This is a genomic window from Stenotrophomonas sp. GD04145 (assembly GCF_029835135.1).
Classification (GTDB): Bacteria; Pseudomonadota; Gammaproteobacteria; order Xanthomonadales; family Xanthomonadaceae; genus Stenotrophomonas; species Stenotrophomonas maltophilia_P.
Genome location: NZ_JAODZG010000027.1, coordinates 24,985 through 44,805 on the forward strand (window position 1 = coordinate 24,985; position 19,821 = coordinate 44,805).

Below are 19,821 nucleotides of genomic sequence, written 5' to 3' on the forward strand. Positions count from 1 at the left end.
TGCATTACATGTCCCGTTGGCGTCCGCCCGCAGAGAAAAGCACCGCCCTGATCACCGCCGCCGGCCACGCCCGGCTGAAAGCCGAGCTGGACGACCTGTGGCGGGTACGCCGGCCCGAGGTGGTGAAGGCGCTGGCCGCTGCCGCCGCCGAGGGCGACCGCTCGGAGAACGCCGAGTACACCTACCGCAAGAAGCAGTTGGGTGAAATCGACCGCCGCGTGCGCTACCTGACGAAGCGGCTCGAATCGCTGCGTGTGGTCGATACCACGCCGACCGATCCACAAGCGGTGTTCTTCGGTGCATGGATCGAACTGGAGAACATCGACAGTGGTGAGACCAGCCGTTACCGCATCGTTGGGCCGGATGAAACCGACGCCGGCCTGGGCTGGATCAGCATCGACTCGCCGCTGGCGCGGGCCGTGCTGAAGAAGCGCCTGGACGATGAATTCTCGGTGGAACTGCCGGGCGGCCGGTTCACTTTCGCGGTGATCAGCGTCGAGTACCCGTCTTCGTAACACCGAGCCCTCCCGGCGTTGCTGTCAATCCAGCGCCGGGCATGGCCCGGCGCTACCGGGGCAAGAGCGGCGGCGGGTACAGGCGGCCCTGCCGCAGCGGGCGGAAGTAGTCGGCGTTGCCATGGAAGGCGGCGTCCTGCTGCGGGTGCCAGCCGGGGATTCCGGCCAGTGGCAGCGGGCGCAGCTGCAGCGGATCGGTCACCGTCGCGCCCTGCTCGATCGCCCGGGCCACGGTCTCGATGCAGGCACCCTCATCATCGCCGCGCACCACCACGCACTTGCCGACCAGCAGGCGCCCCGGCAGCAACGCCTGTTCCATCAGTGCATGGCCGAACACCGCGGCGATGGTGATGCGACCGGCCTGCCAGTGCGGCAGCGCGAACAGCATCGGCCAGTCGTGGGCGTCCCACGCGGCGATCAGCGCATCGTCCTGGACGCACACGATCACGCCGTTCTCGTCGAACTGGGTCAGCGCCGCCTGCGCGCGATTGCGTTGACCGGTTGGCATCGTGGCGACATGCAGGCATTGCCGCCTGTTGAGCACGTGCTTCAGCTGCGGGTAACACGCCCATACCAGTGCATTGAACAGATCGTGCCAGCTCGCCGCACGGGTGGCGATACGCCCCTGCGCGATGCGCGTTTCGTAGTGCAGGCCATCGGCCAGCAACGCTGCATCCTGCTCGACCAGTCGCCGCCCGCGCAACGCCAGCCGCGCATCCAGCTCGGCAACGGTCGGCCAGCGGTCGCCGGACAGAAGATCGCGGAAGGCACGCACCCGGGCAAACAGCGGATGATCGAACACCGCCGGGTCCACCGCCGCGCGCGGCGGCGGCACGAATCGCCGAGGGCTGCCAGCGTGGCCGGCAGCACCCTCGGCCATGATCAGAGCACCTTCAGGTCGAAGGCCGGGCGCGTGGTCGGCGGCAGCGCGTCGCCATACAGATCGTGTTCGTCGCTCTCGGTGATTTCCACGTTGATGAATTCGCCTACGCGCAGTGGCACCTGGTCGGCATTCTGGATATGCACCAGTCCATCGATTTCCGGTGCATCGGCCCTGGAACGGGCCACGGCGATGTCACCTTCGATGGCATCGACCAGGCACTGCTGCACCGTGCCGATCTTGGCCTCCAGACGTGCGGCCGAGATCTGTGCCTGCTTTTCCATGAAGCGCGCCAGGCGCTCCTGCTTCACCTCTTCCGGGACAGGGTCCGGAAGAGCGTTGGCGGTAGCCCCCTCGACCGGCGAATACGCGAACGCACCCACGCGGTCCAGCTGCGCCTCATCGAGGAACGACAGCAGCTCCTCGAACTCCGCTTCGGTCTCGCCCGGGAAACCGACGATGAAGGTCGAACGCACGGTGATGTCCGGCGCGATGCGACGCCAGTTCTGCACGCGCTCCAGCGTCTTCTCCACCGCACCGGGGCGCTTCATCAGTCGCAGGATACGCGGGCTGGCGTGCTGGAACGGAATGTCCAGGTACGGCAGGATGCGGTTCTCGGCCATCAACGGCACCACGTCATCCACGTGCGGGTACGGGTACACGTAGTGCATGCGCACCCACGCGTCCAGTTCGGACAGGCCCTCGCACAGCGCTTTCAGGCGGGTCTGGTAGGCCTTGTCGCGCCACATCTTCTCGGCGTACTTCACGTCCACGCCGTAGGCGGAGGTGTCCTGCGATACCACCAGCAGCTCACGCACACCGCCCCGGACCAGGCGCTCGGCTTCGCGCAGCACTTCATCGACCGGGCGCGAGACCAGCTTGCCGCGCATCGACGGAATGATGCAGAAACTGCACGCGTGGTTGCAGCCTTCGGAAATCTTCAGATAGGCGTAGTGGCGCGGGGTCAGCTTGATGCCGTAGTCGGGCACCAGGTCCACGAACGGATCATGCCGGGGCGGTAGCGCCTCATGCACCGCCTCCATCACGCTCTGGTAGTCCTGCGGGCCGGACACCGCCAGCACGTTCGGGTACGCCTCACGGATCTGTTCGGGGCGCTTGCCCAGGCAGCCGGTGACGATGACCTTGCCGTTCTGGTTCATCGCCTCGCCGATGGCGTCCAGCGACTCCGTCACCGCCGAGTCGATGAAGCCGCAGGTGTTGACCACCACCACGTCGGCCGAGTCATAGGACGGGACGATGTCGTATCCCTCCGACCGCAGCTGGGTCAGGATGCGCTCGGAATCGACAAGGGCCTTCGGGCAGCCAAGGCTGACGAAGCCGACTTTGGGGTTCAGCTGGGACATGGAATCGCGGGACTCTGGGGGCCTGGGCCCCTGCCGGAGTGGCAGGGGTTCCTGGGGGCCGGGGCCTGAAAGGGCGCCAGTATACCGGGGTTGAGGGCCGCGCTCTGAACGGCCCCGGGGTGTACTGAGGGGAGCGCCCAGGATTCTGCCCCACGTGCCATCTCCATCAGCGGGGTACTCGTGAATGCGTCAAGGCCCCCGGCGGCATGAGCTGGAGCTCCGGCTCGACCCGGCGGAACGCGCTGCGAAGGCTCGACGCTCACGGAGCGGCAATCGTCTCACGGTCCACCGTCGCCACGGCCGCACGGGAGCGTTGATTGCGACATCAATAGACGTTGATCGATCCGTTGCTTGTTGGACCCGCGTATTCATCGCTCGCGGAGGTCATGCAGCGCCTGTAGATTTCCCTGCCAACGAATTCTGGAAACGAGCAGTTCCCACCGAATTGAAATTGACTCCGATTGGCGCACTCCCACTTGGCGCCAATGCAAAAACGTAATACCCCGCCTTGGGCTGCGTCATGTCGCTGGAGGCTGGATTCGAATCCTCCGCCGGATCTGAATCACCCTCACAGGACCAACCCACGACGGCCGACTCGCCAGATATCACGGTTTCGCCACGCCGCACCTTGGAGTTCATGACTTCGCAGGCGGTCTGGTGATAGAGCTTTGTGGCTTCATTCTGATCATCGTAACGATATACAGGACCGCCCTTTCCATCCTTGAAAAGGCGCACCTGGACAGCCACGTCGCCGCCTTCGAAATCAGAAAGGCGCACCGACCGCTCAACCCACTGCCTGCCATCCGATGACGCCATCTGGCGGTCCTGGTACGACGATTGGTTGGCCATAGCCACCGTGTGCATTGTTGCCATCCCCAATGCACACAGGAGGCGAAATTCCTTTTTCATTTCACGAAACTCCATTTGTCGGGCGCCTGCGCCTTCACGCCGCGCCCCGGAAACATGCCGAGATATGATCAGCCCCACATCGCCCCTCCAGACTGGAGTTCCGCGAACGAAACGCTATCTGCTCGCCCTCTTGGCTTCAGCAGGTGCTTTACTGAATCTACTGTCAGAGCCAGGCCGGATCAGATGTCAGAATCCCTGGCAGGATCGTCCGCGACGCATTCGGTCAAGTCGCGATCCGACGTCGCTCGATGCATCAGCCGCCCGATCACGCACAGCCGCAGACGCCGCGCTAACCCGCCCAGCGCCGACAATGCAGGCCTGTCCACTGCTATGAGGAACCCGACGATGTCCGAATGGATCACCCTGGATACGCATCATGGCCCGGTCCGGGCCTGGCAGGCCCTGCCGGCGGGCACGCCGCGTGGCGGCCTGGTGGTCGTGCAGGAGATCTTCGGCGCCAATCCGCACATCCGTGGCGTGGCCGAGCGCTTCGCCGCCGAAGGCTATGCCGTGCTGGCGCCGTCGTTCTTCGACCTGGTCGATGGCCCGGACGCCGACCCCGACGCCCTGCCCTATGACCCTGAAGGGGTGAAACAGGGCCTGGAACGGGTAAGTGCGCTGGGCATTGAACGGGCACTGGAAGTGGTGCGCGCCGCAGCAACCCGGCTTGCCCCCTTCGGCAAGGTCGGCACGGTCGGCTACTGCTGGGGCGGAACGGTGGCGATGCTGTCCGCGCTGCGCCTCGGCCTGCCCTCGGTGAGCTATTACGGCGCACGCAATGTGCACTATCTGGACGAGACACCGAAGGCGCCGGTGATCTTCCACTTCGGCGCGCAGGACCGCAGCATCCCACCTGAGGCCGTGGAGGCGCATCGCCAGAAGCTGCCGCAGATGGCGACCTATGTCTACCCGGCCGACCATGCCTTCAACCGCGAGGTCGGACATGCGTATGATCCAGACAGCGCCACCCTGGCGCTGCAACGCACCCTGGACTTCTTCACGGAGCATCTTGGATGAGCGATTTCGAACTTGATTCCCGCCTGGCCACCGACAGCGTTCTGGTGGCGCAAGGCCCGCTGTCGCAAGTGCGGTTGATGAACGACGAACGGTTTCCCTGGCTGATCCTGGTGCCGCGTCTGGCCGGGGTAACGGAGTGGATCGAACTGGACGGCGACCAGCAGGACAAGCTGCGCACCGAACTCAACCGCGCCTGCAAGGCCCTGAAGGGCTCCGACGGGGTGGAGAAGATCAACATCGGCGCATTGGGCAACATCGTGCGCCAGCTGCATTTCCACGTGATCGGCCGCCACGACGGCGATCCGGCGTGGCCGGGACCGGTGTGGGGCAGCGGTCCTGCGCACCGCTACGAACCGGACGCCCTGCAGCAGCATGTCGCCTACTGGAAGGAACGGCTAGGATATCCGGCCCACTCCTGAGACCGTGCCGACACGATGCGATTCAACCTCGTCGCCGCCATCCTGCTGATCCTGATCGGGCTGTTCATGCTTGCCAGCAACCTGGGCTGGACGCACCTGAACCTGTCCAAGCTGCTGCTGACCTGGTGGCCGGTGGCCCTGGTCGGCGTCGGCATCGCCATGCTGTTCGGCCGCGGCAAATAAGCGAAGGCGGCGCAAGCGCCGCCTTCGGTCGTGCGACGCCGCGCATGGCCCGGCGCTACTGGTCCGTCAGGTACGCGGCAGGGTGACGCCGGTCTGGCCCTGGTACTTGCCGCCACGGTCCTTGTAGGACGTTTCACAGACATCATCGGCCGCCGCCTGGAAGAACAGCATCTGGGCCACGCCTTCGTTGGCGTAGATGCGCGCCGGCAGCGGCGTGGTGTTGCTGAACTCCAGGGTCACATGGCCTTCCCACTCCGGCTCGAGCGGAGTGACATTGACGATGATGCCGCAACGCGCGTAGGTGCTCTTGCCCAGGCACACCACGAGGGTGTCGCGCGGAATGCGGAAATACTCCACGGTACGCGCCAGCGCGAAGCTGTTGGGCGGGATGATGCATTCGTCGGCGGTGATGTCGACGAAGCTGCCCGAATCGAAGTGCTTCGGGTCCACGATGGTCGAGTTGATGTTGGTGAACACCTTGAACTCGCGCGAGCAACGCACGTCGTAGCCGTAGCTGGAGGTACCGTAGCTGACGATGCGCTGGCCGTTGACCTGCTTCACCTGCCCGGCCTCGAACGGCTCGATCATGCCGTGCTGTTCGGACATGCGGCGGATCCAACGGTCACTCTTGATGCTCATGCTCTGTCCTGGGTGCGAGGGGGCGCGAGGATTCTAGCAGGGGGCCGGGCGCCACCGCCCTCCCCGCCCGATCCCTACAGCAGCGACGACAGGATCGGGATCGAGGCACGCGGGCGCTTGCCCACTTCCTCGATGAGCCGCTGCGCGGCGTGGCGATAGGCCTGGGCCGGCAGGGAATCCGGCTGCGCGGCGGTGATCGGTGTGCCTGCGTCACCCTGCTCACGGATGCCGATCTGCAACGGCAGCGATCCCAGCAGCGGCACGCCGTACTGCGCCGCCATGCGCTCCCCGCCCCCCTCGCCGAACAGGTGCTCGACGTGGCCGCACTGGCTGCAGGTATGTACCGCCATGTTCTCGACGATGCCCAGCACCGGCACTTCGACCTTCTCGAACATCTTCAGTGCCTTCTTCGCATCCAGCGTGGCGATGTCCTGCGGCGTGGTGACGATCACCGCACCGGCCAGCGGAATCTTCTGGGTCAGCGTCAGCTGGATGTCACCGGTGCCGGGCGGCAGGTCGATCAACAGGAAGTCGAGGTCGTCCCACAGGGTGTCGTTGAACAGCTGGGTCATTGCCGAGGTCGCCATCGGCCCACGCCAGATCATCGGCGTGTCTTCCTCGATCAGGTAACCGATCGACATGGTGTCCACGCCGAAGGCACGCAGCGGTTCGATGCTCTTGTTGTCCGGGCTTTCCGGGCGGCCGGACAGGCCCAGCATGGCGGGAACGCTGGGGCCATAGATGTCCGCATCGAGCACGCCCACCCGCGCGCCCAGCTGCTGCAGCGCCACCGCCAGATTGACCGCCGTGGTGGACTTGCCGACACCGCCCTTGCCCGAGCCGACCGCGATCACGTTGCGGATGCGCGCGTGCGGTGCCAGCCCCTTCTGCACCTGGCTTGCATGGGGACGACGGGTCGGACTGTTCACTGCGGGCTCCGGCGGAAATCAGGAAGGAGAACCCGACATCATACCGCCGGAGCCTCAAGGACCGGCGCGCAGGATCGCGTTGGTCGAAGATGTGGGCGCCGCGGAGAATTTTCGCTCCCTGTTCACCCCAGCCCCCCCCCCGTTAAGGAAGCAGACACGATTTGCGAAGGAACAGAAAAACCAGTTGAATCAATACACTGCGCGGTTTTCGACACGCCTTGATACGTTCCGCCAGGAAATCGACCACAGAAAGATGACTGCGTTGTGAACGTTTGACACGCTTGGTTAATGGCGTGTTAATCTCGAGTCACTGGCTTGTGAAGCCGGTACCAAAACCGGGCGGCGGCACGCTGCCGATACCGGGGTAGGGGCACACGGAGACGCCCGCAAGGTCATGTCCCCGGTGTACGACGCAATCATTCGATTCAAGGGGATTTCAGATGATCAATCGCAAGTCGCTCGGCAGGAACCCGCTGAGCTTCGCCCTCGCCTCTGCCGTGCTGCTCGCCGCAGCCGCCCCGGCGATTGCCCAGGATGCGTCGGGCTCGACGCAGACGACACAGGACACGCCGCAGGAAGCGCCGAAGTCCAAGGCGACCAATCTGGACACAGTGACCGTCACCGGTTCGCGCATCAGTCGCGACGTGTTCAACTCGGTTTCGCCGGTGCAGGTCGTGACCCGTGAGGAGACCACCCTGGCGGGCTTCAACTCGACGGCCGCCGCGCTGCAGAGCAACAGCGTCACTGCCGGCAGCGCACAGATCAACAACTCCTTCGGCGGATACGTCACCAATGGCGGCCCGGGTGCCAACACCCTGTCGCTGCGTGGCCTGGGCGCTACCCGCACCCTGATCCTGCTCAACGGCCGCCGCGTTGCACCGGCGGGCTCGCGCGGCTCGGTCGGCTCGGCCGACCTGAACGTGCTGCCCAGCGCGATGGTCGACCGCGTGGAAATCCTGAAGGACGGTGCTTCGTCCATCTATGGTTCCGACGCCGTGGCCGGCGTGGTCAACATCATCACCCGCAAGAACGTGGACGGTGTTGAAGCCGAGTTCCAGCACAACGCCACCGAGGGCGGCGGCGGCGACGAAACCCGGTACTCGATCGTGTTCGGCAGCACCGGTGAGCGCTCGCACTTCTCCGGTTCGTACGAGAACTACCGTCGCAATGAGATGACCATTGGCGATCGCAGCTGGGCCAGCTGCCCGACCGATAACCTGCGCGACATGGACGTGGGCAACTACTTCGGCAGCGGCGACTACATCGATCCGACCACCGGTAAGCCGAAGTGCTTCACCCTCGATTCCGGCGGCGTGACCATCAACACCCTGGGCACCGCCACCTTTGGCGGGTTCAACCGCTGGCGTCCGAATCCGGCCGTCACCACCGGCCGCCTGCCGGGCTATGAGTCCGTCGGCTACTACGACCGCGACACCTACGATCCGGGCCTGCTGAAGGAATCGCTGGTGTCCCCGGCCGAAACGCACACCCTGTTCTTCCAGGGTGGCGTGGATCTGGGCGTGATGGGCGACGCCGAGTTCTACTACGAGTTCCTCGGCAACAAGCGCGACTCCACCCAGACCGGCTACCGCCAGCTGTCGTATGACTACTCGGTCGGCAATCCGCTGCTCGGTAACCTGTCCAACCTGCCGGCCTTCGCCCTGCCGACGGAAACGTCCAATGGCAAGAACGTAGCGGCCCGCACCTTCATCGGCTTCGGCAACGACCGCAGCAAGCAGTCGGTGGACTTCTTCCGCGCCACCGCTGGCGTGCGCGGCAGGCTCGGTTCGGAGTGGAACTATGACTTCATGGTCAGCCACGCCGACTCGGATGCCGATTACACCTTCAACTCGTTCCTGACCGACCGCCTGGCACAGAGCCTGGATGTTGTGTCCGACGGCGCAGGCGGCTTCAACTGCGTGAACCCGGCCAATGGCTGCGTTGCCGCACCGATGCTCAACGCACAGACCCTGGCCGGCAATCTGCCGTACGAGTGGAAGAACTTCGTCTATACCCCGGTCACCGGCAACACCAGCTACCAGGAATCGACCGCGAACCTGAACGTCAATGGTCCGCTGTTCGACCTGCCGGGCGGTACCGCTGCCGGTGCCTTCGGTGTCGAATACCGCAAGGCCAAGATCGACGATACCCCGAGCATCCACTCGATCAACCGCAACCTGTACAACCTGACCAGTTCCGACCCGACCCGCGGCAGCGACTCGGTGTGGGAAGCCTACGGCGAAATCGAACTGCCGCTGCTGTCCGGCGTCACCGCTGCCGAAGAGCTGACCTTCAACGCCTCGGCCCGCTACACCGACTACCAGTCCTACGGTTCGGACACCACCTGGAAGCTGGGTGGCCTGTGGACGCCGGTCAAGTGGCTGTCGCTGCGCGCGTCCTACGGCACCTCGTACCGCGCCCCGGCGCTGTTCGAGCAGTTCCTGGGTGCCACCAGCGGCTTCCTGGCCGCGTCCAGCGACCCGTGCAACAACTACGGCTCGCGCAATCCGACCAGCCCGCGCTACATCAACTGCGCCTCCGAAGGCCTGCCCACCAGCTTCACCGCGACCAACTCGGTGCGCGTGGACTCCATCGGTGGTGGCCTGGTCGGTGCCAATCTGAAGGCTGAAACCTCCGACGCGTTCACCGTCGGCCTGGTGTTCCAGCCGGAGTTCGGCAGCGGCTTCGGTGATCTGTCCTTCGCCGTCGACTACTACGACATCGAAGTGGAGAACGGCGTTGCACAGATGGGTGCGAGCTACATCCTGAGCACCTGCTACAACGGCACCACCGGCGACTTCGCCGCCAACAACGGTCTGTGCCGTCTGATCAGCCGTTCGCCCAACAACACGCTGACGGTCCAGAACGGCTATGCCAACCTGGCCACCGACAAGGTGCGCGGCCTCGACTTCACGACCCGCTACGTGCGCGACATCGGTCCGGGCGAGTTCCGCGCCAATGTGCAGGTCTCGCGGTTCCTGGAGCAGTCCGGCAAGGTGTTCGAGGACGATCCGCTGGTTGACTCCAACGGCCTGATCAACAACCCGAAGTTCACCGGCCAGCTCGACCTGACCTATCGTGTCAAGGAATGGCGCGTGCGCTATGGCCTGAACTGGGTGGACAACATGTCCAGCTACGCGTACTACGAGGAAGATCCCGCAACCTCGGCGTACAAGCTGGCCGTGCCGAACTACATCACCCAGGACTTCTCGGTGCAGTACACCGCCGACAAGTGGCAGGCCACTGCCGGCGTGCGCAACTTCGCCGACAAGGAACCGCCGACCATCAGCCCGGGCGCCGGCATCTACAACACCGTCGGCAACGCCCCGCTGTACAGTGGCTACGACTACTTCGGCCGTACGTTCTTCGTGAACCTCAGCAAGAAGTTCTGAGCCATGCGTCAACAGCCGCCGCCCGCAAGGGCGGCGGCTGCTTTTGGGGTGGGTGCAATGCCCGCCCTCCCATTGCACGGACACAGTGAGACGTCGCATGAAGCACTACCTGCTGCTGGCCGCGCTGGCCGTCGCCGCGCCGCTGCACCTCAACGCCAAACCCGCGGTCCCCACGATCGAACAACTGGCCGCCTTCCCGGATATTTCAAGCCTTTCCGTGTCGCCTGACGGCACGCAGATCGCCGGTCTGCAGGCCCGCGGCGAAGAGCGCGTGATCCTGGTCTGGAAGACCGATGATCTCAGCGCAGCACCGACCACGATCGGTGCGGGCCGCATGAAGTTCCAGAGCGTGGGCTTCATCAAGAACGGGCTGCTGGCAGTCACGCTGTGGCAGCCCTTCGACCTGCGCACCGACCGGGTCAACAAGACCTTCATCAGCAAGTTCTTCATCACCGATACCGAAGGCAAGCAGTGGAAGGAACCGATCAGCGTTCCGCGCGCCACCAGCCGCAACGAAGAACTGGAACAGGCGCTGTCCAATGCCACGGTGCTGGACACGTTGCCCAACGACCCCGACCACATCCTGGTGGTCAACGGCTCGGGCAGCAATTCCGGTGACGTCTACAAGGTCAACCTGCGCAGCTTCACGTCCCAGCGCATCCAGAAGACCGAAGAACGTGTCGCTGGCTACCTCACCGATCTGAACAGCGAACTGCGCGCACGCCTGCGCCAGGACGTGGACGGTACCGGCGCCTACGTCGCCACCGAGTTCCGCAACCCTGCAACCAACGCGTGGGAAGAACATTTCCGCTCGCACGTGAAGGACCGCGATATCACCCAGGTCGTCGGTTTCGCCGATGATCCGAACATCGCCTTCATCCAGAGCAACGTCGGACGCGACAAGACCATCATCTATGAGTACGACATTACGGCCCGCAAACAGAGGGAAGTACTGTTCGAGCACAAATTCTTCAATGCAGGCACCGTCCATGTGAACCGTTACAAGGACGTCGAGGGCGTGCCGTTCGGCGCACTGCTCGGCGTGACCTACAGTGGTCCGCGCGAGAACGAGGTTGAATGGACCCATCCGGTGTTCAAGGGCCTCAACCAGGGCGTCCGACAGGCCCTGGGCATCCAGTCCAGCGACGTCACCCTTGTCGATCCCGCAACGGGCCAGCGCGCGACTACCCAGGCCGACACCGGCCGCGCGGTGCGCGTGATCGACTACAGCAAGGACCTGAAGACCTTTGTGCTGGCCGTCTCCGGGCCGGCGAACCCGCCGGAATACCACCTGTTGCGCAACGGCAAGCTGACCCTGCTGGCCAAGTCCTATCCGAAGATCGATCCGGCTGCGCTGGGCGATACCAGGCTGGTCTATTACAAGGCCCGCGATGGTCTGGATATTCCGGCGTTCCTGACCACACCGAACACCGAACTATGCGGTGCCGGCCCGTGGAAGGCGGTGGTGCATCCCCATGGTGGGCCGTGGGCGCGCGATGGCATGGACTTCGACGGTTCGATGTGGGTACCGCTGATGGCCTCACGCTGCATGGCGGTCCTGCGCCCGCAGTTCCGCGGTTCGGCCGACTGGAGCCGCAAGCTGTGGATGGCCGGTGACGCCGAGTGGGGCCAGAAGATGCAGGATGACAAGGACGACGGCGCCAAGTGGATGATCGAGCAGAAGATCGCCCAGCCTGGCCACATCGCCATGTTCGGCTTCTCCTACGGTGGTTATTCCGCGTTCGCCGCCTCGGTCCGCCCCAATGGGTTGTACAAATGTGCCATCGCCGGTGCTGGCGTCTCGGACATCAAGAAGATCTGGGCACGCTTCTATACCAACCCGTTCTTCCGCCAGGCGCAGTCCAAGACCGTTGACGGCCTGAATCCGCTGGACAAGGCCGGCGAGATGAAGATCCCGCTGATGGTCTACCACGGTGACCGCGACCGTACGGTGCCGATCGAGCAGTCGGAGTGGTTCGTGAACAAGGCCAAGAATTCAGGACAGCCGATCGAATTCCACGCCATCGCCGACTACGCGCATGGCCCCGCCTGGACACGCGCGATCATGGGCGACCAGCTCAGGTTGATCGACGACTACCTGACCAAAGGCTGCGGCGGCGGCGGCCTGTAAGCCTCATCGCTGCCAGGCAAGGGCGCCCACGGGCGCCCTTGCCCGTTCTGGCCCTTGCACCCGCCCATGACCTTCGACACCCTTGCGGGGTAGGCTGGCGGCGTATCGTTCGGCCCACGGCCGTCCCCGCGGCTCTTCCCTGACTCACTCGGCCTGGAGGCCAAACATAGTGATCACGCGTACTCCCAAGATCGTGCTGCTCAGCCTGGCCGTGTCGGCCGTGCTGGCCGGCTGTGGCAAGAACGAAACCCCGGCCAAGGAGGCCGCCGCGCCTGCCCCGGCCGCCGCCGAAGCCACCACCTACACCCTGGATGAGAGCAAGCTGCCGGCCTATAACGCCTTCCAGCCCAGCGATCTGGACACCAACCTGGACGCCTGCACCGCATTCGGCGACTACGTCAACAGCAAGTGGCTGGCCGCCAACGAGATTCCCGGCGACCGCACCAGCTGGGGCGCGTTCACCATCCTCGACGAGCGTTCGGTGGCAGTGCAGCACCAGCTGGCCGAGCAGGTCGCGCAGGTCAAGAACCCGAGCCACATCGAGAAGATCGTCGGCGACCTGTGGGCCACCGGCATGGATGAGGCCAAGATCAACGCCCAGGGCATCGAGCCGCTGAAGGCCGACCTGGCCGCCATCGACGGCCTGCAGGACAAGGCCGCCATCGCCGACTACCTGCGCACCAGCGCAGCCAAGGGCGAGAACGTGCTGTTCGGCTTCGGCGCCGAGGCCGACTTCAAGAACTCGACCATGAACCTGGCCTATGCCAGCCAGGGCGGCCTGGGCCTGCCTGACAGCACGTACTACACCGACGCCAAGAACGCCGACAAGCTCAAGGCCTACCAGGCGCACGTCGCCAAGGTGCTGGAACTGTCCGGCGTCCCGGCAGCCGACGCCGCCAAGCAGGCTGAGGACGTGGTCAAGTTCGAGACCCGCCTGGCCAAGGCATCCAAGTCGCGCGTCGAACTGTCGCGCAATGTGGAGCTGTACTACAACCCGGTCACCCTGGCTGACGCCGACAAGCTGACCCCGAACTTCAGCTGGACCGAGTTCTTCAAGTCGCAGGGCGTTGCTGCGCCGGAGAAGTTCTCGCTGGCGATGCCGGCCTTCCATGAGGAAGTGAGCAAGGCGCTGGGCGACACCGACCCGTCGGTCTGGCGCGCCTACCTGCGCTTCCACACCGTCGATGGCGCCTCGCCGTACCTGGCCGATGCCTTCGTCCAGGAGAACTACGCGTTCTACGGCAAGACCCTCAACGGCCAGAAGGAACAGAAGCCGCGTTGGAAGCGCGTGCTGGGCACCATCGAGAACGATGCCGGCGAAGCGTTCGGCCAGCTGTACGTGAAGGTTGCCTTCTCGCCGGAAGCCAAGGCGAAGATGGAAGAACTGGTGAAGAACCTGGCTGCCTCGCTGAAGGAACGCATCCAGGGCCTGAGCTGGATGAGCGAGGAAACCAAGGCCAAGGCCATCGCGAAGTGGGAGACCTTCACTCCGAAGATCGGCTACCCGGACAAGTGGCGTGACTGGTCGGGCCTGCAGACCCAGCGCGACAGCTACCTGGCCAACGTGCGTGCGGCCAACGAGTTCAACTACAAGTTCAATCTGTCCAAGATCGGCAAGCCGGTGGACAAGACCGAGTGGGGCATGACCCCGCAGACGGTCAACGCCTACTACAACCCGCTGCAGAACGAGATCGTGTTCCCGGCCGCCATCCTGCAGCCGCCGTTCTTCGATCCGAAGGCAGACGATGCGCTGAACTACGGTGGCATCGGTGCGGTGATCGGCCATGAGATGACCCATGGCTACGACGATCAGGGCGCGCGCTTCGGGCCGACCGGCAACATGGAAGACTGGTGGACGCCGGCCGACAAGAAGAACTTCGAAGGCCTGACCGGCAAGCTGGTCAAGCAGTTCGACCAGTACAAGGTTGACGGCCAGGCCGTGAACGGCCACCTGACCCTGGGCGAGAACATCGCCGACCTGGGTGGCCTGGCCACGGCCTACGATGCGCTGCAGAAGGCCTCGGCCGGCAAGGAAGATTCGAAGGTCGACGGCTTCACCCGCGATCAGCGCTTCTTCTTCAACTGGGCCACCGTGTGGCGTACCAAGTACACCCCGGAAAACGCCAAGGTCCGCCTGGCCACCGATCCGCACGCCCCGGCGCAGTTCCGCGCGATGGGCGCGCCCTCGAACCTGCCGACCTTCGCGGCCGCGTTCCAGTGCAAGGCCGGTGCACCGATGGCGCGCAGCGGCGAGCAACAGGTGGTGATCTGGTAAGCCACGGCTGACGCCAAGGCAGACCTGCAAGGGCCCGGGATCTCCCGGGCCCTTGTTTTTGCGCGACCCGCCACGGCCGCCAGGCATACCGTGATACGTGCATGCTGCGCCCATGCGCGGCTTGCTATAGTGCGCCCGCCCTCAATCCATCATGGATTCGTTCTACATGCCCAATTTCCGTCCGCTTGCCATCGCCCTGGGCATCAGCCTGGCGACCCTGGTCCCGAGCCATGATGCGTTCGCCGCGAAGAAAAAGGCAGCCCGCGCCCCGGCCGTCAGTGCCCAGTGCAGCGACTTCTACGGCGCCACCAACGCTGGCTGGCTGAAGGCCAACCCGGTACCGCAGACCGGAGCCACCACCGCGCTGGGCCAGCTGGTCGAGCGCAGCAGGCAGCAACAGCGCGAACTGCTCGATGCGGCCATGACGTCGCCGCAGGGCAACGTGCAGAAGCTGCTGGGCGACTTCTGGGCCAGCGGCCTGGACGAGGCGGCGGTGGAAGCCGATGGCTCCAATCCGATCGCGCCGCTGCTGACCCGCATCAATGCGATCAAGAAATCCAAGGATGTGCCGGCGTCGATCGCTGCACTCCATCAGGTCGGCATCCCGGTCGCCTTCAACTTCGGTCCGGACGTCGACCTGAAGGCACTGGACCGTCATATCGGCTACTTCATGCAGGGCGGCATGGGCCTGCCGGATCCGGCGTTCTATACCCGCACCGATGCCGATACCGTGGCGCTGATGGGCCGCTACCGCACCTACGTCAAGCAGATCCTGGCACTGACCGGTACGCCGGCAGCCAAGCTCGATGCGGAGTCGCAGGCGGTGATCGCGCTGGAAACCGAGCTGGCGCGCAATGCACAGTCGCTGGCCGGCATCAACAACCCGTTCAACAACTACGCGCCGATCTCCACCAAGGAACTCAACAGCCGCTACCGCAACCTGCAGCTGGAGGCGTTCCTGAAAGTACAGGGTGTGAACGACGATCTGGTATCGCTGGCCGACCCGGGCCTGTTCCAGCAGCTGGATGGCATGGTCACCAAGCTCAAGCCGGACCAGTGGAAGGCCTACCTGCGCTGGCGCGTGGGCGACTCGATGGCGCCGTACCTGTCCAAGGCCTACCGGGACGCCGAGTTTGAGTTCCGCGGCCGCGTACTGCGCGGGCAGACGCTGCCGCCGCAGCGCTGGGAAGCGGTGCTCGATGCCATCAATGTGGCGGCCGGTCCGATGGTCGGCCGCGAGTACGCTGCCCGCCATCTCTCGGCCGAAGACCGCCGGCAGGCGGCATGGATCGTCGACAAGGTCCGCGAGGTGCAGATCGAGGCCGTCAGGAACAGCACGTGGATGAGTGCCGAAGCCAAGGCTGAAGCACAGGCCAAGCTGGCGGCGCTGAAGATCGAGATCGGCACCCCGCTGCGCGACCTCGACTACACCGTGCAGCCGATGGGCCGGGGCTCGTTCGGTGGCAACATGCTGATCGCCTCGACCTGGCGCCATCGCGAGGAGATGAAGCGCATCGGCAAGGGCAATGCCGACCGTCGCTGGGACGTGCTGCCGCAACAGCCGTCGCTGGCCTATGACCTGGCGCAGAACCGCCTGATCGTCACCGCGGCCATCCTGCAGGGCCCGGTGTTCAACGCCAAGGCCGACAGCGCCGACAAGTTCGGCAGCTTCGGCGGCCTGGTCGGCCACGAGCTGACCCGTGCCATCGATGCCAAGGGCGCGCTGGTCGATGCCAAGGGCGAACTGCGCAGCTGGTGGACGCCGGCCGACAAGACGGCCTGGACCCTGCTCGGCAGCCGCGTGGCCGCCCAGTACGGCGCCTATGAGTTCCCGGGCGTGAAGGGCGCCAAGGTCAATGGCACGTTGACCCAGGAAGAGAACCTGGCCGACATCGCCGGCCTGGAACTGGCCTGGGCGGCCTACACCGCACAGGAGCCGAAGGCCAAGCCGGCCCAGCAGCAGGGCTTCTTCCGTGCCTGGGCCGCGTTGTGGGCGCAGCAGCTGTCGCCCAACGAAGCCGCACGCCGCCTGACCGCCGACATCCGCGCGCCGGGCATGTGGCGCACCAACGGCACGCTGGCCAACCTCCCGGCGTTCGGCGCCACCTTCAGCTGCAAGGCCGGCCAGCCGATGCAGCGCAGCGATGCCGAGCAGATCAAGGTCTGGCGCTGAGCCAGCCGGCCGTGACATGAAGGGCGCCCTCGGGCGCCCTTTTTTTTGCGCATGCAGCACGATCCGCCATTAACACGCGGCATGCTATCGCTGCGCCTTCGTCCTGCAGCGGAACCCGACCATGGCCCACAAGAACACGATCTGCATCTGGTACGACAGCGAAGCACTCGAGGCCGCCACGTTCTACGCCGGGATCCTGCCCGACAGCGCGGTAACGGCCGTGCATCACGCACCGGGTGACTATCCGGACGGCAAGGAGGGCAACGTGCTGACGGTCGAGTTCACCGTCTGCGGCATTCCCTGCGTCGGGCTCAACGGCGGCACCGCGTTCAGGCACAGCGAAGCGTTCTCGTTCCAGATCCAGACCGAGGACCAGGCCGAGACCGACCGCCTGTGGAACGCGATCGTCGGCAACGGCGGGCAGGAGAGCCAGTGCGGCTGGTGCAAGGACCGCTGGGGCATCTCATGGCAGATCAGTCCGCGCATGCTGATCGAAGCGGTGACCAGCCCGGACAAGGCCTTGGCCAAGCGCGCCTTCAACGCGATGATGCCGATGAAGAAGATCGACATCGCCACCATCGAAGCGGCGATCCGCACCGCATGACCGCGTGGGATGCGGTCATCGTCGGCGGCGGCCACAATGGCCTGGTCTGCGCGGCCTATCTTGCCCGTGCCGGCAGGAAAGTACTGGTGCTCGAACGCCGTGGCGTGCTCGGCGGCGCAGCGGTCACCGAGGAATTCCATCCGGGCTTCCGCAACTCGGTCGCCTCGTACACCGTCTCGCTGCTGCAGCCTAAGGTGATCGACGAGCTGCAGCTGCACGCGCATGGCCTGCGCGTCGTCGCCCGCCCGGCCAACAATTTCCTGCCGTTGCCTGACGGCCGCTATCTGCTGTCGGCACCCGGTCGTACCCAGGCCGAGGTGGCGAAGTTCTCCGAACGGGATGCGCAGCGCCTGCCAGCCTATGAGGCGAGGCTGGAGGTCTTCGCCGACGTGCTGCGCGCCTGGGCCCTGCGCGCGCCGCCGGACCTCGGCGTCGCAGGCGGCTGGCGCGCATTGCCGGCACTGTGGCGGATGGGCCGGCTCGGCCGGGAACTGGCGGCACTGTCCCCTGCCCTGCGCCAGGAGCTGCTTGATCTGTTCACCCTGTCGGCCGCCGACTATCTCGACCGCTGGTTTGAAAGCGAGCCGATCAAGGCCCTGTTCGGATTCGATGGCATCGTCGGCAACTACGCCAGTCCGTACACGCCCGGCAGTGCCTACGTCCTTCTGCACCACGTGTTCGGCCAATGCAACGGAGTGAAGGGCGCCTGGGGCCATGCAATCGGTGGCATGGGCGCGATCAGCCAGGCCATCGCTGCATCGGCGCGCGCGGCCGGCGCAGAACTGCGCGTGGATGCCGGCGTGAAGCGGCTGCTGGTCGAGCACGGACGCGCGGTGGGCGTTGAGCTGGCCGGCGGGGACGTACTGCGCGCGCGCGTGGTGGTGGCCAACGTCAATCCAAAACTGCTCTACGAGCAGTTGCTGGAACCGGAGCAGGTGCCCGCGGCGACGCGCGAACGCATGGCGCAGTGGCGCTGCGGTTCGGGCACCTTCCGGATGAACGTGGCGCTGTCGCGGCTGCCGGACTTCCACGCCCTGCCCGGCGCCGGTGAGCACCTCAGTGCCGGCATCATCATGGCGCCCAGCCTCGACTACATGGACCGCGCGTGGCTGGATGCGCGGCGCGACGGCTGGTCGCGCGAGCCGATCGTGGAGATGCTGATTCCCAGCACGCTGGACGATTCGCTGGCGCCGCCGGGCCAGCACGTCGCCAGCCTGTTCTGCCAGCATGTGGCACCGGTCCTGCCCGGGGGTAGGCATTGGGACACGCATCGCGATACCGTCGCCGACCTGATGATCGCCACCGTCGATCGGTATGCGCCCGGCTTCGCCGACAGCGTGCTCGGTCGGCAAGTGCTGTCACCGCTGGATCTGGAGCGGACGTTCGGCCTGGTGGGCGGCGATATCTTCCACGGTGCGCTCAGTCCCAACCAGCTGTTCTCGGCGCGGCCGATGATCGGCCAGGCCGGCTACCGCGGTGCCCTGCCCGGGCTTTACCTGTGTGGTTCAGGCACGCATCCCGGCGGCGGCGTGACCGGCGCGCCGGGCCACAATGCCGCGCAGGTGATCCTGCAGGATCTGTAGGGGTGTGCCAACCACGGTTGGCACCTGCTGCATCAAATGACCCTGCGGATCATTTGACGCTGCGCAGATGATTCGGACGGTTCGGCGGGCCGGGGGGACGGCGCTTGTTGAACGGTGGCTGGCCGCGCCAGTAGCGGATCAGCAGCCAGCCGAACAACATGCCACCCAGGTGCGCGAAGTGCGCCACGCCCGGCTGCCAGCCGGTCATGCCCAGCACCAGTTCACCGACACCGAACAGGATCACGAACGTGCGCGCCTTCATCGGAATCGGTGGGAACAGCAGCATCACCCGCTGGTTCGGGAACAACATGCCGTACGCCAGCAGCAGGCCGAACACACCACCGGACGCGCCCAGCACCGTGGCCGGATTCTCCAGCAGCGTCCCCACCAGCAGCTGGCAGACGCCGGCGCCGGCCACGCACACCAGGTAGTAGAGCAGGAAGCGCTTCTCGCCCCAGGTCTGTTCCAGCGGCGCACCGAACATGAAAACGGCCAGCATGTTGAAGAACAGGTGGCCGAAGCTGCCGTGCAGGAAGCCGTAGGTCAGCAGCTGCCACGGCTGGAAATTGCCACCCGGGGAGAACGCATCGAAGCCCTGCTGCAGCGGCTGCAGCATGAACGGCTCGAAGGTCTGGTTGCCGAGCAGGAACGGCTGCTGCAACAGGAACAGGATCGCGTTGGCGATCAGCAGGGCCTTGGTGACGGTTGGCAGTCGCGGGAACATGGGGACACCGGCATGAAACGGTCTCCATCATAGCCGCACCGTCGTGTCGTGTCGGCGACTGCCGCGTGCGGCCCGTTCAGACCC

Annotated in this window: 16 protein-coding genes; 10 read left to right on the forward strand and 6 right to left on the reverse strand. The window is 65.3% G+C overall.

Going from position 1 to position 19,821, the window contains the following annotated elements; genetic code table 11:
- Window positions 1-8: 8 nt before the first annotated feature.
- Window positions 9-515, forward strand: a complete 507-nt coding sequence (gene greB, locus N7367_RS13465) for a transcription elongation factor GreB (protein ID WP_053516845.1) — start codon at window positions 9-11, stop codon at window positions 513-515.
- Window positions 516-567: 52 nt separating this feature from the next.
- Here greB and N7367_RS13470 read toward each other — a convergent pair whose 3' ends face one another.
- From N7367_RS13470 to N7367_RS13480, 3 genes are all read right to left on the reverse strand, one after another.
- Window positions 568-1,395 (reverse strand): DUF3025 domain-containing protein, encoded by an 828-nt coding sequence (locus N7367_RS13470; protein ID WP_279942570.1) that lies wholly within the window; start codon window positions 1,393-1,395, stop codon window positions 568-570.
- Window positions 1,396-1,397: 2 nt separating this feature from the next.
- Window positions 1,398-2,759 carry a 30S ribosomal protein S12 methylthiotransferase RimO gene (rimO, locus tag N7367_RS13475; RefSeq protein WP_053516842.1) on the reverse strand — a complete coding sequence of 454 codons (1,362 nt, stop codon included), beginning with the start codon at window positions 2,757-2,759 and terminating at the stop codon, window positions 1,398-1,400.
- A gap of 384 nt (window positions 2,760-3,143) precedes the next feature.
- Window positions 3,144-3,668, reverse strand: a complete 525-nt coding sequence (locus N7367_RS13480) for a hypothetical protein (protein WP_279942571.1) — start codon at window positions 3,666-3,668, stop codon at window positions 3,144-3,146.
- A gap of 345 nt (window positions 3,669-4,013) precedes the next feature.
- Here N7367_RS13480 and N7367_RS13485 point away from each other — a divergent pair, with 345 nt between their 5' ends.
- The 3 genes from N7367_RS13485 to N7367_RS13495 are packed head-to-tail and all read left to right on the forward strand — an operon-like array spanning window position 4,014 to window position 5,287.
- Window positions 4,014-4,685, forward strand: coding sequence for a dienelactone hydrolase family protein (locus tag N7367_RS13485; RefSeq protein WP_279942572.1), 672 nt, complete (start codon window positions 4,014-4,016; stop codon window positions 4,683-4,685).
- The gene (locus N7367_RS13490; protein WP_053516834.1) at window positions 4,682-5,104 is read left to right on the forward strand and encodes an HIT family protein; all 423 of its coding nucleotides are present in this window, start codon (window positions 4,682-4,684) and stop codon (window positions 5,102-5,104) included. Before N7367_RS13485 ends, N7367_RS13490 begins: the two co-directional genes overlap by 4 nt.
- Before the next feature lie 15 nt (window positions 5,105-5,119).
- A complete protein-coding gene (locus N7367_RS13495; RefSeq protein ID WP_005410498.1) occupies window positions 5,120-5,287 on the forward strand; it encodes a DUF5668 domain-containing protein in 168 nt (55 codons plus the stop codon).
- Window positions 5,288-5,353: 66 nt separating this feature from the next.
- Here N7367_RS13495 and dcd read toward each other — a convergent pair whose 3' ends face one another.
- Both dcd and apbC read right to left on the reverse strand, forming a co-directional pair.
- Window positions 5,354-5,926, reverse strand: a complete 573-nt coding sequence (gene dcd, locus N7367_RS13500) for a dCTP deaminase (protein WP_053516832.1) — start codon at window positions 5,924-5,926, stop codon at window positions 5,354-5,356.
- Between the two features lie 74 nt (window positions 5,927-6,000).
- Entirely contained in the window at window positions 6,001-6,855 is an 855-nt protein-coding gene (apbC, locus tag N7367_RS13505) for an iron-sulfur cluster carrier protein ApbC (protein ID WP_053516830.1), read from the reverse strand.
- 440 nt (window positions 6,856-7,295) lie between these two features.
- Between apbC and N7367_RS13510 the strand changes: the two genes are divergently transcribed.
- The 6 genes from N7367_RS13510 (at window position 7,296) to N7367_RS13535 (ending at window position 19,013) form a co-directional block, all read left to right on the forward strand.
- A complete protein-coding gene (locus N7367_RS13510) occupies window positions 7,296-10,247 on the forward strand; it encodes a TonB-dependent receptor (RefSeq protein WP_279942573.1) in 2,952 nt (983 codons plus the stop codon).
- A 97-nt stretch (window positions 10,248-10,344) separates the two neighbouring features.
- Complete coding sequence (locus N7367_RS13515; RefSeq protein WP_279942574.1) at window positions 10,345-12,378, forward strand: prolyl oligopeptidase family serine peptidase; 2,034 nt, start codon at window positions 10,345-10,347, stop codon at window positions 12,376-12,378.
- Between the two features lie 172 nt (window positions 12,379-12,550).
- Window positions 12,551-14,653: a M13-type metalloendopeptidase gene (locus tag N7367_RS13520; protein WP_279942575.1), complete on the forward strand. Its 2,103-nt coding sequence runs from the start codon at window positions 12,551-12,553 to the stop codon at window positions 14,651-14,653.
- 166 nt (window positions 14,654-14,819) lie between these two features.
- Complete coding sequence (locus N7367_RS13525; RefSeq protein ID WP_053516862.1) at window positions 14,820-16,826, forward strand: M13 family metallopeptidase; 2,007 nt, start codon at window positions 14,820-14,822, stop codon at window positions 16,824-16,826.
- A 121-nt stretch (window positions 16,827-16,947) separates the two neighbouring features.
- A complete protein-coding gene (locus N7367_RS13530; RefSeq protein ID WP_053516822.1) occupies window positions 16,948-17,430 on the forward strand; it encodes a VOC family protein in 483 nt (160 codons plus the stop codon).
- Window positions 17,427-19,013, forward strand: coding sequence for an NAD(P)/FAD-dependent oxidoreductase (locus tag N7367_RS13535; protein WP_128988865.1), 1,587 nt, complete (start codon window positions 17,427-17,429; stop codon window positions 19,011-19,013). Before N7367_RS13530 ends, N7367_RS13535 begins: the two co-directional genes overlap by 4 nt.
- Window positions 19,014-19,062: 49 nt before the next feature.
- Here N7367_RS13535 and N7367_RS13540 read toward each other — a convergent pair whose 3' ends face one another.
- Complete coding sequence (locus N7367_RS13540) at window positions 19,063-19,737, reverse strand: rhomboid family intramembrane serine protease (RefSeq protein WP_053516819.1); 675 nt, start codon at window positions 19,735-19,737, stop codon at window positions 19,063-19,065.
- Window positions 19,738-19,821 lie beyond the last annotated feature (84 nt).